Raw genomic sequence first — 12867 nt, 5'->3', positions numbered from 1 at the left:
TTGTGGGGCTAAGCGTCCTCGTCATCGGCGCCCTGCCGGCCTTCCAGGTTTTCGCCCCACATGGCGTTCATCACGGCCAGCAAGACGGCAAATCCGACGCCCAGCACCCAGGAGAAATACCACATGACCCTGTCCCTTCCGCGCTCAGTACGCACTGTGTTCGTCGGCGCGGATCTGCGCCTCGGTGACCTTGCCGCGCATCACGCGGTAGGCCCAGCCGGTGTAGAGGATGATCAGCGGCATGAAGATCAGCGTGGCCCAGAACATCAGACCCAGGGTCAGCGGACTGGAGACGCTGTCCCACACCGTCAGGCTGGCCTCGGGATGGCTGGACGACGGCATGATGAACGGGTACATCGAGGCGCCGGCGGTGCCGATCACGCCGGCCAGCGCCAGCGACGAGGCGACGAACGCCAGGCCGGTGCGGCGCAGCATGGCCAGGCCCATCGCCATCAGCGTTGCGCCGATGCCGGTCAGCGGCAGCAGCAGCAGCCAGGGTTGGATCCGGTAGTTGCGCCACCAAGCGTCCGCGTCGCGCACCACGGTCTTGGCCAGCGGATCGGGGGCGGCGCCAGGATCGATCACCGAGGTGATGGTGTAGCCCGGGATCGCACCGCTGCGCAGCCAGAGACCGGCACCGATGAAGGCGACCACCAGCACCGCGCCGGCGATCAGCGCGCCGCCGATGGCGCGCCGCTGGATCACGCCTTCCGTGCGGTGCGCTAGGTAGACGCCGCCGTGCATCGTGATCATCGCGCTCGAGACGACGCCGGCCAGCAGCGCGAAGGGGTTGAGCAGCTGCCAGAAGGTGCCGGTGTAGGTCGACGCGAGGTAGGCGTCGAACTGGAAGGGCACGCCCTGCAGCAGGTTGCCGAAGGCCACGCCGAAGATCAGCGGCGGCACGGCCCCGCCGATGAACAGCCCCCAGTCCCAGGTCGAGCGCCAGCGGGGGTCGTGGACCTTGCTGCGGTAGTCGAAGCCGACCGGCCTGAAGAACAGCGCCCACAGCACCGCCAGCATGGCCCAGTAAAAGCCGCTGAAGGCGGTGGCGTAGACCAGCGGCCAGGCGGCGAAGATGGCGCCGCCGCCGGTGATGAACCAGACTTGGTTGCCGTCCCAGTGCGGGCCGACCGTGTTGATGACGACACGGCGTTCGAGGTCGTTGCGGCCGACGAAGGGCAGCAAGGTGCCCACGCCCATGTCGTGTCCATCCATGATGGCGAAGCCCACCAGCAGCACGCCGATCAGCAGCCACCAGATGACTTTCAGGGTGGGGTAGTCCAGCATGCGGGTTCCTCAGGCGTGGGCGGGCTCGCGGTCATAGCGGCCGGTGCCCAGGCTGCCCGGTCCGAGCCGGGCGAAGCTGACCATCAGGTAGACCTCGATGACCAGCAGCACCGTGTAGAAGCCGATGAAGCCGGCCAGCGAGCCGTACAGGCTGGCCGGCGACAGCGTGGACACGCTCTGGAACGTGGGCAGCACGCCGTAGATGGTCCAGGGCTGGCGGCCGTACTCGGCCACGAACCAGCCCAGTTCGCACGACAGCCACGGCACCGGCAGCATCCACAGCGCGGCCTTGAGCAGCCAGCGCTTGTCACCGCAGGCCGAGGTCAGCGTGCTCCAGAAGGCCAGGCCGAACAGCGCCAGCATCGCGAAGCCGAACACCACCATCACCCGGAAGGCCCAGAACATCGGCGTGACGCGCGGCACGGTGTCGTCGACCGCCTTGTCGATCATCGCCGGCGTGGCCTGCCGCACGTCGGCGACGTAGCGCTTGAGCAGCAGGCCGAAACCCAGGTCGGCCTGATGGCTGCGCAGCGTCTGCTCGGCCTGCGGGTCGTCACGATGGGCGCGCAGGCTGTCCAGCGCGGCCACGGCCAGGATGCCGTTCCGGATGCGCTCGCGGTTGCGGGCCTTGATCTCGTGGATGCCGGGGATCTGCTTGCTGATCGAGCGCGTGCCGATCAGGCCCATCACCCACGGAATCCTGATCGACCAATCGTTCTTCTGGGCCGCTTCGTTCGGCCAGGCGATCAGATTGAAGCTGGCCGGTGCCGGTTCGGTCTCCCACATGGCCTCGATCGCCGCCATCTTGGTCTGCTGCGCCTCGCCGACGGTGTAGCCCGATTCATCGCCCAGCACGATCACCGAGCACACGCTGGCCAGGCCGAAGGCCGCCGCGACCCGGAAACTGCGCTTGGCGAACTCGACGTTGCGGCCCTGCAGCAGGTAATAGCTGGAGATCGAGAGCACGAACATCGCGCCGGTGACGTAGCCGGCCGAGACGGTGTGGACGAACTTGGCCTGCGCGTCGGGGTTGAAGACCACGGCCCAGAAGTCGGTCAGCTCCATGCGCATGGTGTGCCAGTCGAAGGTGGCGCCCACCGGGTTCTGCATCCAGCCGTTGGCGATCAGGATCCACAGCGCCGAGAGGTTGGTGCCGACCGCCATCAGCGTCGTCACCAGCAGATGCCGGGTCTTGGACAGGCGCTTCCAGCCAAAGAAGAACAGGCCGATGAAGGTGGATTCCAGAAAGAAGGCCATCAAGCCTTCGATGGCCAGCGGCGCGCCGAAGATGTCGCCGACGTAGTGCGAGTAGTAGGCCCAGTTGGTGCCGAACTGGAACTCCAGCGTGATGCCGGTGGTCACGCCGAGCGCGAAGTTGATCCCGAACAGCTTGCCCCAGAAACGGGTCATGTCCTTCCAGACGACCTTGCCCGTCATCACGTAGACGGTTTCCATGATCACCAGCAGCCAGACCATGCCCAGCGTCAACGGCACGAACAGGAAGTGGTAGAGCGCGGTGGCCGCGAACTGCAGCCGCGACAATTCGACGAGATGTTCCGAGATCAAGGGCAGGCTCCGGTGGTGGAGGGCCCCGCGACGGCCTGGACCCGCGCCGGGTCCGCGTCGCCGCAGGTCGCGGTGGGGCGTCCGAAGCACCACCACAGCGCCGCGAGCGCCACGAGCTTGAGCGCCACCGCGAGGGCGAGGTGGCGCAGCAGTCGGCGGTCAACAAGGCTCATGCGCCATGATGACTCAAGTTCCGTGCCCGCGGCTGCTCCTGCGCAATCCTGTTCTTGATCAAGGACTTGCCGCGTGGCGGCCCCGCCGACGCGGCCACGGTGTGGTGATCATGTGGTCACGGCGCGTCAAATTCGGTCGTCACCAAGCCACGTAGGCCCAGCCCTTCTCCTGCCGCTCCATCAGCGAGGCGGCGCCGACGTCCTCGATGGTCGCGAAATCGAGCATGTCCTTGGCGCCCCAGTTCATCGATTTCATCGTGTTGCCGCAGGCGATGTAGTGCACGCCATAGTCGCGCGACTGGGCGGCCGCGCGCTGGCGGAGTTCCTCGGGGATGGGGCGCACGGGCTTCTTGGCCAGCAGGTGGATGCCGCGGCCGAACACCACCACGGCGATCGCCACGTTGTCCTCGTACTTGGTGATCAGCGCCCCAATCGAGCCCAGGATGTGCTCGATGTACTCGGCGTCGGCCTGGTCGAGCTGGTAGACGATGCGGTGCTCCGGCGGGTCGCCGGGCATGCGGTCGGCTTTCGGCGCGCTGCCCGCGGCGGCAGCGCGAGCGCCGGACAGCGTGCCAGCGCTCCCCAGCAGCGCGCCCAGTCCGGCGAGCCAGCGGCGTCGGGGAGGCTGGGGGGGCAGAGTCGTCATGGGACCGTCCTTCTTTCTTCGGTGGGGCCAGGGCCTCATCATCGGGCAAGCGCCGAAACGGCGCCGGGTCCGGGGCATCGACGAGGATGGCCCGAACCCGGCGCAGGATGCAGCGCGCTGTGCGCTGTGCCTCTCAGGACACGCCGGGCCAGCTCCCGCGTCCAGGGCCCCTGCCGGGGGCGCGCGGAACGCGAGGGGCTGCCGCGGCCGCCGATCAGAAGCGGTGGCTGTACATCAACTGCATGTTCACCTGGTGATGGCTGATCGTGATGCCCTGCGGCGTGTTGGCCGTCACGCTGGGCGCGTAGGACATCGAGGCGTTGATCTCGCTGGCATCGGACAAGGTATAGCCGGCGCCCAAGGTGAGGTGGTTGGTCACGATGGCCGGGAACAGCGGGTTGACATAGGTGTCGGGCACCGGGTTGTTGGCCAGGTTCACGCCGCCGCGAACCACCCACTGCGGGTTCAACCGCTGCGTCGCGCCGATCTCCAGCACGGTCTGGTCCTTCCAGTGTTGCGGCAGCGCGAAGCTGACGCTGCCACCCATGCCGCCGCCGCTGGCATTGCTGTCGTACTGCATGCGGAAGCTTTCCATCACGCCGGACCAGCCGATGTACTTCAGGTCGGCGGCCACCAGCAGGCCGGGGTTCGCCTGCCAGGCGACGCCCACCGTGCCTTCCGACGGCATCTGGAAGTTCTGCACCGTGATGCGGCCGGTGTCGAGGAAGCCACCGGTGGCGCTCAAGGTGGCGCCGCTGGCCGAGGTCCGCATGTCCTTCAGCGAGGTGCGGGAGTGGTAGCTGGCGCCCACGCGCAGGCTCGGGCTGGCCTGGTACAGCACGCCGATCTTGGCGGCGAAGCCCTGGGCCGTCGCGGCCCCCCAGAACTTGCTGCTGTCGGAAAAATCGATCCGCGCCCAGGGGGCGCCGCCGAGTGCCGGCAGCGCGGCACCCAGGTTGCCGCTGGCCCCGGTCACCAGGCCGCCCAACTGGGCGCCGCTGGCCGCAAAGCGCATGTCCAGCGTCGCCCAGACGTAGTCGATCGAGGCCCCCAGTGTCAGGTCGGGGGTGGCCTGCCAGGACACCGGCGCGATCACGCGGCCCACCCCCAGTTCGGAGCGCACCGGCGCGCCCGAGCCGGCGGCCAGGAAGCTGTTGGCGCTGTACTCGGTGCCCATGCCCCCTTGGGCAAACAAGGCCACGCCGTAGCTCAGCGCGCCCTGGTGATGGCCATAGCCGAAGGCCGGCATCACGTAGCTGGTGCCGCTCGAATTGGCGGTCATCGACCCGGCCGAGCTGGAGACGTGCGGGCCCAGCAGGCCGATGGCGGCGTCGACCCGCGAGCCGTCGCCCATCAGCCCCAGCGTGGCGGGGTTGTTGGTGGCCGCGGCCATGCCGTTGTCAACGGCGGTCGATGCGCCGCCCATGCCGGTGGCCACCGGGCCGTAGCCCTCCAGCAGCATGCCGTTGGTGGCCGAAGCCGCCAGAGGAAAGCCCAGCGCGGCCATGGCCGCCAAGGTCAAGGGGGTCAGGAATTTCATGCAATGTCTCCTGGAGGCGTCTGAAGCGCCGTTCGAGGTGGGTTGAAGGAAACGCAAAAACTCGGTTCGTCCGCATCGCCTGCTCGCGATGGCGCCTCCATCGATGCGGACGGGTGCCGTCTCCGGCCCTCTTGGAAAAGGGTCTGATCCAGCACAAGTGATGGCGTGACGATATGCGTTATGGGCGATACCCAGTTAGGTATTTGCCCTTGTTGCGGGTTTCACCTCTTCGCAATATCACTGATTGCGAATGGAGCGATTGTTTTCGGGGCGGCCATGAAAAAGCCGCCCGTAGGCGGCTTTGAACACAGTGCAACGGGGCAGGCGTTCAGTCCGCCGCCACCGCGCCGACGACCGGACGCTTCTCGAGCGTCCACTCGTGCAGCGAGCCGTCGTAGAGCTTGGCCTGTTGGTTGCCCACCACTTCAGACAGCACGAACCAGGTGCCCGAGGCCAGGTGGCCGCTGTTGCAGTAGGAGATCGCCGCGCCGTTCGGGTCGATGCCCTGGCCGGCCATCAGACCGCGGTACGCGGCCGGACTCATGAACTTCAGCGCGCCGCCGACGCTCTTGTACATCAGGTCCATCGGGTACAGCTTGGCACCTTCCAGGTGGCCCGGGGCGTACACGTAGTCGCGCTTGACCAGGCCGTAGTACTGCTTGTCCTCGCGCGAATCGACCAGGGTGGCGCTCTTGTCGGCCATGGCCTTGGCGACATCCTCGGAGGTGGCCATGTAGCGGGCCGTGCGGTCGCCCTCGGACTTCCAGGTGCCGGTGCGGGCCTCGGGCGCGCCGCCGACGTAGGGATGGCCCTCGATCAGCCAGCTGGCCATGCCGCCGTTCAGCACGGCGACCTTGTCTTCGCCGTAGACCTTGAATTCCCAGAAGACGCGCAGGGCTTCGTCGACATCGGGCACCTGCTGGCCCACGGGCACCAGGACGATGGGCTTGCCGGCGTCGACGCCGATGGCCTGCACGGCCTTTTCGAAGGCGGCCTGTTCGGGGATCATGTACTTGACCTTCTGGCCGTTGATCACCCGCTCGGTACGGACGGCTTCCATGTTCAGCAGGCGCGAACCGGCGATGTGGCCGCCGACCTCGGACAGGGTCTTCTTGCCGGTCTTGGCATTGGTGTCGAACTCGGGCGCGCCGGCGAAGGCCTTGGCGTCGTCCTGCACCGCAATCACCTGCACCTCGTTCAGGTGTTCGGCGAGCCATTGGGCGTCGACCAGCGGGCCGGGCAGGGTGGCGGCACCGGCCAGGTTCAGGCTCATCGCCAGTGCGGTGGCGGCAAAGCCGCGCATCAGATTCGTCATTGCAGGTCTCCTGGGGGTTGGGCGGAATTCAAGGCCGGGCGTTGCCGGCCAGTTGTTGCAGGCGCCGCGGCAGCGACACCCGGGTTTCGGTGATCACGTCGAGGCGCCGGTCCTCGAACAGGGTGTTTGCCGGCGTGCGTGCCAGACGGCGCGCCATCACGGCGTCGCGCCGGCGCAGCAGCGCGGCGAGGGTGGGGGTGTAGAGCACGGTGATCGCGCCGAGCCAGCGCGCCACCGGTGCCAGCCGGCCGGCTGCCACGGGCTGAAACCCGGGCAGCGCGGCGATGGCGCGGTCCGCGTCCACCCACGTCTCGCCGGTGACCCAGCGGTTGGTGGTGAACCAGCGCAAGGGCCAGCCCCGGGCGTCCAGCGACAGCCCCGCCAAATGGAAGAAATCGGCCCCTCCCCCCTGCCTGACGAACAGGTGGAAATGACCGTGCTCCTCGGCAGGGCGGCGGCGCGACTCGTGCGCGTGGTAGTAGAACTGGCTCTGGTGGGGCCGGTCCACCACGTCGCCGGCGGGATAGTGGCGCAGGGTCTCGATGCGACGCGCGCCGCCCAGCGCTGCCTCGGCCATGCCGATGCCGGCCTGCGCGTAGCGGGCCTGCACCGACACGACGCGCTCCGCCGCCGCCAGCAAAGCGTCGGCGCCAGGCGATGTCGTCGCCGCGTCGGTGGCCTGGGTGGGGTTCAAGCGGCGTCTCGGCAAGCGCGGTCAGAACGAAGGGATCAGCCCTTCTTGGGGGCGCAGGGATTGCTCGGTGCGCAGGGGTTGCCGGAACCCTTCTTCTTCTTGTGCTTGGCCGGGCCGCAGGGGTTGGCGGGGCCGCAGGGGTTGCCGGCCTTGGTCGTGGCGGAGGCGGCCTTGGCAGGGGCCTCGGCGGCGTGTGCGGCAGGGGCGACCAGCGCCGCGGCCATCATCAGGGCGGGCAGGGCGGCGGCCAGGCGGCGGGAGGCGTCACGTTTGCTCATGGGAAGGTTCCTTGTGTGGTTTCGGGTTCAGCGGAAAGGAAGGCGCAGGCGCGCGCCTATCGGGTGAGGGATTCGTCGGCACCGGCCACGGCCTGCTCGGCGGTCACCGGGCCGCGCCGGGCGCGCTCCATGCGTCCGCCCAGCACGAAGACCGCCACCAGGGCGGCCCCCATCAGGGCCAGCACGGCCGCGTCGGGAATGCCGAAGGCATCGGAGAAGGTGTCGCCCGAGGCGACGTCGCCCATGCTCAGCAACTTCTCGACTGCGGGCCCGTACAGCCCGGCGAACACCACCGTGCCCAGCAACAGGCCGATCACGAACATCAGCGCATCGAGCCGGCCGGAAAACAGCCCCACCACCGAGGTCCCGGGGCAGTAGCCGCCGACGGCGAAGCCGGCACCGACCAGCGCGCCGCCGACAGCCGATGCCACCACGTAGGCCGACGGCACGAACAGCGCATCGGCCGGGATCAGGCCGGCGAGGCGGAGCAGCCACAAGCCCGTCGCCGAGACGACGATGGCGGTGAACATCACCTTGAAGACCGACCAGTCGGACAGGCGGAACTGCGCGGTCAGCTTGCAAGGGCTGCCGAAGCCGGCGCTTTCCAGCACGTAGCCGAACAGGCCGCCGCACACCAGGCCGGAGACGATGCCGACGCTGTTCAATGGCAAGGACAGCATGTCACACCCCCCTGATCAAGCGGCTGGCCAGCAGGCCGGCGGCGAAGAACGTGGCCAGGAACACGAACGCGGCGATCGCCAGCGTGGCCGCACCCGACAGGCCCAGACCGCTGGTGCAACCGGCGGAGACCCGCGCACCGAAGCCGGAGACCAGGCCGCCTGCCAGCGCGGCCAGCATGCGGCGCGCGCCGCCGACGCTCTTGGCGCCGTCCAGCTGGATCCTGAAGCGGCCGGCGAAGAACGCGGAGATCAGCGCACCGATGGCGACGCCGACGACCTGCCAGGTGATCCACGACGGCAGCGGATTGCCGTCCTGCACCATCGGGCCGAGGTAGCCGTTGGCGGCGGTCGCGTGCGGCGCGACCTCGGTGCCCATCCAGGCGGTGAGGCGCGTCGAAGCGCCGGTCGCGCCCAGGCCGTGGCCGGTGAGCACGAAGGTCATCAGCAGCACCAGCCCGAGGGCGATGCCTGCGGTCAGGGGCGACCAGAACGGCCGCACCGCCCGGGTGGATGGGTCTGTGGGTGAAGTTGTCATGGGGTTGCCGTGGATCAAAAATTGAATACCCCATACAGTATACGTAAACACATCTCGGCGTACTTGTCGATTACCCGATGTTCCAGTGCGAGAACGCGCGCCCGGCGCGCCTCTCCGGCGCGGCCCGGCATAGCATGCGCGCCTGTCCGCAGACCGGACGCCCCAGGAGAGACGTGATGCAAGAGCAGTGGAACCAGCGCTACGCGGAGCCCGGATACAAGTACGGCACCGAGCCGAATGCCTTCCTGCGCGAGAGCGCCGGCCGCCTGCCTGCCGCCGCCCAGGTGCTGGTGCCCGGGGATGGCGAAGGGCGCAACAGCGTCTGGCTCGCGGAACGGGGTCACACGGTGCTGGCGGTGGACTACGCGCAACGCGGCCTGGACAAGGCGAAGGCGCTCGCCCAGGAGCGCGGCGTGGCCGAGCGCCTGCGGACCGAGTGGGTCGATCTTGCCGAGTGGCAACCACCCCTGGCCCAGTTCGACGCGGTGGTGTTGACTTTCGTGCACCTTCCGTCGGCCATCCGCCGAGAGGTGCATCGACGGCTGGCCCGTGCTCTGAAGCCCGCCGGGGTGCTGATCCTGGAGGCCTTTCGTCCGCGCCAGCTGGCCTGCCAGAGCGGTGGGCCCAAGGATCCGGACATGCTCTACACGCTGGCGCAGATCCGAGCCGACGTCGATGGTCTGCTGCAGGAGGTGCTGGGGTGGGAAGGCGAGGTGCTGCTGGACGAAGGGCCGGGGCACCAAGGGCCGGGCCAGGTGACCCGGTGGCTGGGGAGGCGCTGAGCGGCGGCGCTCAGCTGCGCCGCAGTGCGCGTTGCGTCGTCATCGCCAGCAAGCCGATCCCGCCCCCGTTGCGCACGCAGGTGTAGCCCATCTGCTGCAGCACGGCGCAGGCGAAGGCCGAGCGGGCGCCGGAGGCGCAGTACAGCACGAGTTCGCGGTGCCGGTCGGGCGCCACGTGCCCGATCTGGTGCTGTAGTTGATCCAGGGGCACGTTGACCGCGCCGTCGAGGTAGCCGCCGCCGAATTCGCCGCTTGAGCGCACGTCGATGTACAGAGGTTCGCCGGTGGCGCCGGCGCCCGGCGGAGTGGCAGAAGTCGCTTGCATGGTCGGTTCCTTAACCGCAGAGGGTGGGGCAATGTTTTGACGAAAATCAGTGTTTTCACCAGTTTCGCGTCAGCTGGGTTCCCATAATATCGGCATGTGCTTATATCGCAATAGGCGGATCAGTGGATCCTTCGGATCGGGACAAGGTGTTCGAGCGCGCTGCGGAGTTGTTCGCGCTGCTGTCGACGCCTGTTCGGTTGCGAATTGTCCGTGAACTGCTCGACGGCGAGAGGAATGTCAGCCAATTGATCGAGAGCGTTGGCGCCAGTCAGCCCAATCTCTCCCAGCATCTGGCCACGCTGTACCGCTGCGGGCTGCTGAGCCGTCGGCGCGAGGGCGTGCATGTGCTGTACCGGATCGCGGCCGACCGGCTGGGTCCGCTGGCGCAATGGATGACGACCGAAGCGGCGGCGCCCGAGCGCCTCCGGTGAGTCTGGTGATGTCTGCAGGCCGAGCCTGCGAATGAGCGAGGAGAGTTCGTGCAACCCGATGACGACACGATGCGCCTGGAAGCGCTGTCCGGCCGCCTGCTGAAGGCGCCGGAGAACTACCTGGATGCCGGCGGCATCCAGACGGTGCAGGAGGAGGCGCGCCATGGGCGGCGCGACTTCATCAGGCGCGCCTTCGCGGCGGCCGCTGTCACGGCCGGGGCTTCGCGCGTGGCCCATGCCCAATCCAACCCGGTGCCCAGCGAAGGCGGCGACCCGAACATCCTGAACCTGCCCATCTACAGCAAGTCGCTGGGCCAGGGGGTGGGCGTCGAGCCTTACGGCCAGCCGTCGAAGTACGAGGCCAATGTGCAGCGCCGGCAAAGTCCGGGCCTGTCGCAGACCACCCAGTCGTCCGTGGCGTTCGCGCCGATCCAGTCGCTGTTCGGCATCGTCACGCCGAGCGGGCTTCATTTCGAGCGCCACCACCAGGGCTGGTGGGACATGGATCCGTCCAAGCATCGCCTGATGGTGCACGGCGAAGACGCGAGCCTGGTGAAGAAGCCCCACGTGTTCACGATGGACGAGTTGATGCGCCTGCCTTCGGTGTCGCGCTTCCACTTCACCGAGTGCGGCGCCAACACCAGCATGGAATGGGGCAACGTCGCCGTGCCCACGGTGCAGTACACCCACGGCATGCTGTCGTGCAGCGAGTTCACCGGCGTGCCGTTGAAGCTGGTGCTCGACATGTGCGGCGTCGACACCAAGCGCGGCCGCTTCGTGCTGGCTGAAGGCGCCGACGGCGCTGCCCAGCACCGCACCATCCCGATGGAGCTGATCGAAAGCGGCGAGGTGCTGCTGGCCTGGGGGCAGAACGGCGAGATGCTGCGCCCGGCGCAGGGCTATCCGCTGCGTCTGGTGGTTCCGGGCGTCCAGGGCGTCAGTTGGATCAAGTACCTGCGCCGGATCAAGGTGGGCGACATGCCCTTCGGCACCAAGGACGAGATGCTGGGCTATGCCGACCTGATGCCCGATGGCATGCAGCGCCAGTACACCAGCACGATGGAGGTCAAGAGCGTCGTGACCACGCCGTCGGGCGGCCAGGTGCTGCTGGACAAGGGCTTCTACAACATCAGCGGCCTGGCGTGGTCCGGGCGCGGCAAGATCAAGCGCGTCGACGTCTCGGTCGACGGCGGCCGCAACTGGCGCGAGGCGCGCCTGCAGGGTCCGGTGATGTCGAAGTGCCTGACGCGCTTCAACCTCGACTGGGTCTGGGACGGCAAGCCGGCCCTGGTGCAGAGCCGGGCCACCGACGAGACGGGTCAGGTGCAGGCCACCTACCGGCAATTGCGCGCCGTGCGCGGCACGCGTTCGATCTATCACAACAACGCCATCCAGACCTGGCTGGTGGGGGAAGACGGCGAGGTGAAGAATGTTCAGTTGTCGTGATCTGACGGTCGCCGTCGCGCTGTCGCTGGGGCTGGTCGGCGTCGGCCTGGCCAAGAAGCCCACGGTGGACCAACCGCAGGAAAGCGCTTCGTACGAGGGCATCGGCCGCGCTGCGACCGACAAGGAGATCGCTGCCTGGAACATCGACGTCCGGCCCGATTTCAAGGGCTTGCCCAAGGGCTCCGGCACGGTGTCGGCGGGGCAGGACGTGTGGGAAGGCAAGTGCGCCTCCTGCCACGGCATCTTCGGTGAATCGCGCGACTTCTTCAGCCCCATCGTCGGCGGCACCACCAAGGAAGACATCAAGACCGGGCATGTCGCGCGCCTGACCGATCCGTCGTACCCCGAGCGCACGACGCTGATGAAGCTCAGCACCTTGTCGACGCTGTGGGACTTCATCCACCGTGCGATGCCGTGGACGTCGCCCAAGTCCTTGTCGACCGACGAGGTCTATTCGGTGGTGGCCTACATCCTCAACATGGGCGGCATCGTGCCCGACAACTTCACGCTGTCCGATGCCAACATGGCCGAGGTCCAGAAGCTGCTGCCCAACCGCAACGGCATGACGACCAAGCACTTCATGTGGCCGGGCAAGGAACTGGGCGGCACCGACAAGCCCGACGTCCAGGGGTCGTCGTGCATGAAGAACTGCGCCACCGAAGTGAAGGTGTCCTCGTTCCTGCCGGACTTCGCGCGCAACGCCCACGGCAATCTGGCGGATCAGAATCGCCTGATCGGCCCGCAGCGGGGTGCCGACACCAGCAAGCCGGAAAACAAGACGCCAGTCGGTTCGGAGTCCGGCAAGCCGGCGACCGCGGCGGCTGTCCCGGTGGCGGCGGCCGCCGCGCCTGGGGCGATGGCCTTGTTGCAGAAGAACGGCTGCGTGGCTTGCCACTCGGTCGACACCAAGATCGTCGGACCGGCTTTCCGCGACGTGGCGGCCAAGTACGGCAGCCGTCCGGACGCGGTGGCCTACCTGAGCGGCAAGATCCACAGCGGCGGATCGGGCATCTGGGGGGCCATCCCGATGCCGGCGCAAGGACTGTCCGACGCGGATGCCAAAGCGATCGCCGAATGGCTGGCTTCCGGCGCAAAAAAATAAGCGATTCATCGACACCCCGGCACGTACCGGTCGGGGTATTCACCAACATGGTGTTCACCCCAGGCCG

At 68.0% G+C, this 12867-nt stretch carries 16 protein-coding genes; 4 read left to right on the top strand and 12 right to left on the bottom strand.

What is annotated here, in order from left to right:
* Positions 1–8: 8 nt before the first annotated feature.
* The 11 genes from cydX to AC0N04_RS05535 form a co-directional block, all read right to left on the bottom strand.
* Positions 9–125, bottom strand: coding sequence for a cytochrome bd-I oxidase subunit CydX (gene cydX, locus AC0N04_RS05585; protein ID WP_474279522.1), 117 nt, complete (start codon positions 123–125; stop codon positions 9–11).
* A 19-nt stretch (positions 126–144) separates the two neighbouring features.
* The gene (gene cydB / locus AC0N04_RS05580) at positions 145–1287 is read right to left on the bottom strand and encodes a cytochrome d ubiquinol oxidase subunit II (RefSeq protein WP_474279520.1); all 1143 of its coding nucleotides are present in this window, start codon (positions 1285–1287) and stop codon (positions 145–147) included.
* A 9-nt stretch (positions 1288–1296) separates the two neighbouring features.
* Positions 1297–2853 carry a cytochrome ubiquinol oxidase subunit I gene (locus tag AC0N04_RS05575; protein WP_474279518.1) on the bottom strand — a complete coding sequence of 519 codons (1557 nt, stop codon included), beginning with the start codon at positions 2851–2853 and terminating at the stop codon, positions 1297–1299.
* Positions 2850–3026: a cytochrome oxidase putative small subunit CydP gene (gene cydP, locus AC0N04_RS05570; protein ID WP_474279516.1), complete on the bottom strand. Its 177-nt coding sequence runs from the start codon at positions 3024–3026 to the stop codon at positions 2850–2852. Before cydP ends, AC0N04_RS05575 begins: the two co-directional genes overlap by 4 nt.
* Positions 3027–3165: 139 nt before the next feature.
* Positions 3166–3672, bottom strand: a complete 507-nt coding sequence (locus AC0N04_RS05565; RefSeq protein ID WP_474279514.1) for a DsrE family protein — start codon at positions 3670–3672, stop codon at positions 3166–3168.
* A gap of 214 nt (positions 3673–3886) precedes the next feature.
* Positions 3887–5212: an OmpP1/FadL family transporter gene (locus tag AC0N04_RS05560; protein WP_474279512.1), complete on the bottom strand. Its 1326-nt coding sequence runs from the start codon at positions 5210–5212 to the stop codon at positions 3887–3889.
* Positions 5213–5540: 328 nt separating this feature from the next.
* Positions 5541–6527, bottom strand: coding sequence for a sulfurtransferase (locus AC0N04_RS05555; RefSeq protein ID WP_474279509.1), 987 nt, complete (start codon positions 6525–6527; stop codon positions 5541–5543).
* A gap of 28 nt (positions 6528–6555) precedes the next feature.
* Positions 6556–7221 carry a DUF6969 family protein gene (locus AC0N04_RS05550; RefSeq protein ID WP_474279507.1) on the bottom strand — a complete coding sequence of 222 codons (666 nt, stop codon included), beginning with the start codon at positions 7219–7221 and terminating at the stop codon, positions 6556–6558.
* 35 nt (positions 7222–7256) lie between these two features.
* Positions 7257–7499, bottom strand: coding sequence for a hypothetical protein (locus tag AC0N04_RS05545; RefSeq protein ID WP_474279505.1), 243 nt, complete (start codon positions 7497–7499; stop codon positions 7257–7259).
* A gap of 56 nt (positions 7500–7555) precedes the next feature.
* The gene (locus tag AC0N04_RS05540) at positions 7556–8179 is read right to left on the bottom strand and encodes a DUF6691 family protein (RefSeq protein WP_474279503.1); all 624 of its coding nucleotides are present in this window, start codon (positions 8177–8179) and stop codon (positions 7556–7558) included.
* Position 8180: 1 nt separating this feature from the next.
* Positions 8181–8714: a YeeE/YedE thiosulfate transporter family protein gene (locus AC0N04_RS05535; protein ID WP_474279501.1), complete on the bottom strand. Its 534-nt coding sequence runs from the start codon at positions 8712–8714 to the stop codon at positions 8181–8183.
* 176 nt (positions 8715–8890) lie between these two features.
* On the opposite strand from AC0N04_RS05535, the gene AC0N04_RS05530 reads away from it, so the two are divergent.
* Positions 8891–9496, top strand: coding sequence for a class I SAM-dependent methyltransferase (locus tag AC0N04_RS05530; protein ID WP_474279499.1), 606 nt, complete (start codon positions 8891–8893; stop codon positions 9494–9496).
* Between the two features lie 10 nt (positions 9497–9506).
* Here the strand turns inward: AC0N04_RS05530 and AC0N04_RS05525 are convergent, their stop codons facing one another.
* A complete protein-coding gene (locus tag AC0N04_RS05525; RefSeq protein ID WP_474279498.1) occupies positions 9507–9821 on the bottom strand; it encodes a rhodanese-like domain-containing protein in 315 nt (104 codons plus the stop codon).
* 122 nt (positions 9822–9943) lie between these two features.
* Here AC0N04_RS05525 and AC0N04_RS05520 point away from each other — a divergent pair, with 122 nt between their 5' ends.
* The 3 genes from AC0N04_RS05520 to AC0N04_RS05510 all read left to right on the top strand — a co-directional run bounded on the left by AC0N04_RS05520 (position 9944) and on the right by AC0N04_RS05510 (position 12800).
* Entirely contained in the window at positions 9944–10252 is a 309-nt protein-coding gene (locus AC0N04_RS05520) for an ArsR/SmtB family transcription factor (protein WP_474279496.1), read from the top strand.
* A gap of 69 nt (positions 10253–10321) precedes the next feature.
* Positions 10322–11698, top strand: a complete 1377-nt coding sequence (gene soxC, locus AC0N04_RS05515) for a sulfite dehydrogenase (RefSeq protein WP_474280496.1) — start codon at positions 10322–10324, stop codon at positions 11696–11698.
* Entirely contained in the window at positions 11682–12800 is a 1119-nt protein-coding gene (locus AC0N04_RS05510) for a c-type cytochrome (protein WP_474279494.1), read from the top strand. Before soxC ends, AC0N04_RS05510 begins: the two co-directional genes overlap by 17 nt.
* Positions 12801–12867 lie beyond the last annotated feature (67 nt).

It is taken from the genome of Ideonella sp. sgz306126, assembly GCF_056032705.1.
Note: the sequence above shows the minus strand (reverse complement) of the source record. Positions and strands in the feature narration are given on the sequence as shown.

Excerpts from the sequence above, each read along its gene's own strand:
- cydX (WP_474279522.1), bottom strand. The coding sequence starts at position 125 with ATGTGGTATTTCTCCTGGGTGCTGGGCGTCGGATTTGCCGTCTTGCTG.
- AC0N04_RS05545 (WP_474279505.1), bottom strand. The coding sequence starts at position 7,499 with ATGAGCAAACGTGACGCCTCCCGCCGCCTGGCCGCCGCCCTGCCCGCC.
- AC0N04_RS05555 (WP_474279509.1), bottom strand. The coding sequence starts at position 6,527 with ATGACGAATCTGATGCGCGGCTTTGCCGCCACCGCACTGGCGATGAGC.
- AC0N04_RS05510 (WP_474279494.1), top strand. The coding sequence starts at position 11,682 with ATGTTCAGTTGTCGTGATCTGACGGTCGCCGTCGCGCTGTCGCTGGGG.
- AC0N04_RS05565 (WP_474279514.1), bottom strand. The coding sequence starts at position 3,672 with ATGACGACTCTGCCCCCCCAGCCTCCCCGACGCCGCTGGCTCGCCGGA.
- AC0N04_RS05535 (WP_474279501.1), bottom strand. The coding sequence starts at position 8,714 with ATGACAACTTCACCCACAGACCCATCCACCCGGGCGGTGCGGCCGTTC.
- AC0N04_RS05530 (WP_474279499.1), top strand. The coding sequence starts at position 8,891 with ATGCAAGAGCAGTGGAACCAGCGCTACGCGGAGCCCGGATACAAGTAC.
- cydP (WP_474279516.1), bottom strand. The coding sequence starts at position 3,026 with ATGAGCCTTGTTGACCGCCGACTGCTGCGCCACCTCGCCCTCGCGGTG.
- soxC (WP_474280496.1), top strand. The coding sequence starts at position 10,322 with ATGCGCCTGGAAGCGCTGTCCGGCCGCCTGCTGAAGGCGCCGGAGAAC.
- AC0N04_RS05560 (WP_474279512.1), bottom strand. The coding sequence starts at position 5,212 with ATGAAATTCCTGACCCCCTTGACCTTGGCGGCCATGGCCGCGCTGGGC.
- AC0N04_RS05540 (WP_474279503.1), bottom strand. The coding sequence starts at position 8,179 with ATGCTGTCCTTGCCATTGAACAGCGTCGGCATCGTCTCCGGCCTGGTG.
- cydB (WP_474279520.1), bottom strand. The coding sequence starts at position 1,287 with ATGCTGGACTACCCCACCCTGAAAGTCATCTGGTGGCTGCTGATCGGC.
- AC0N04_RS05525 (WP_474279498.1), bottom strand. The coding sequence starts at position 9,821 with ATGCAAGCGACTTCTGCCACTCCGCCGGGCGCCGGCGCCACCGGCGAA.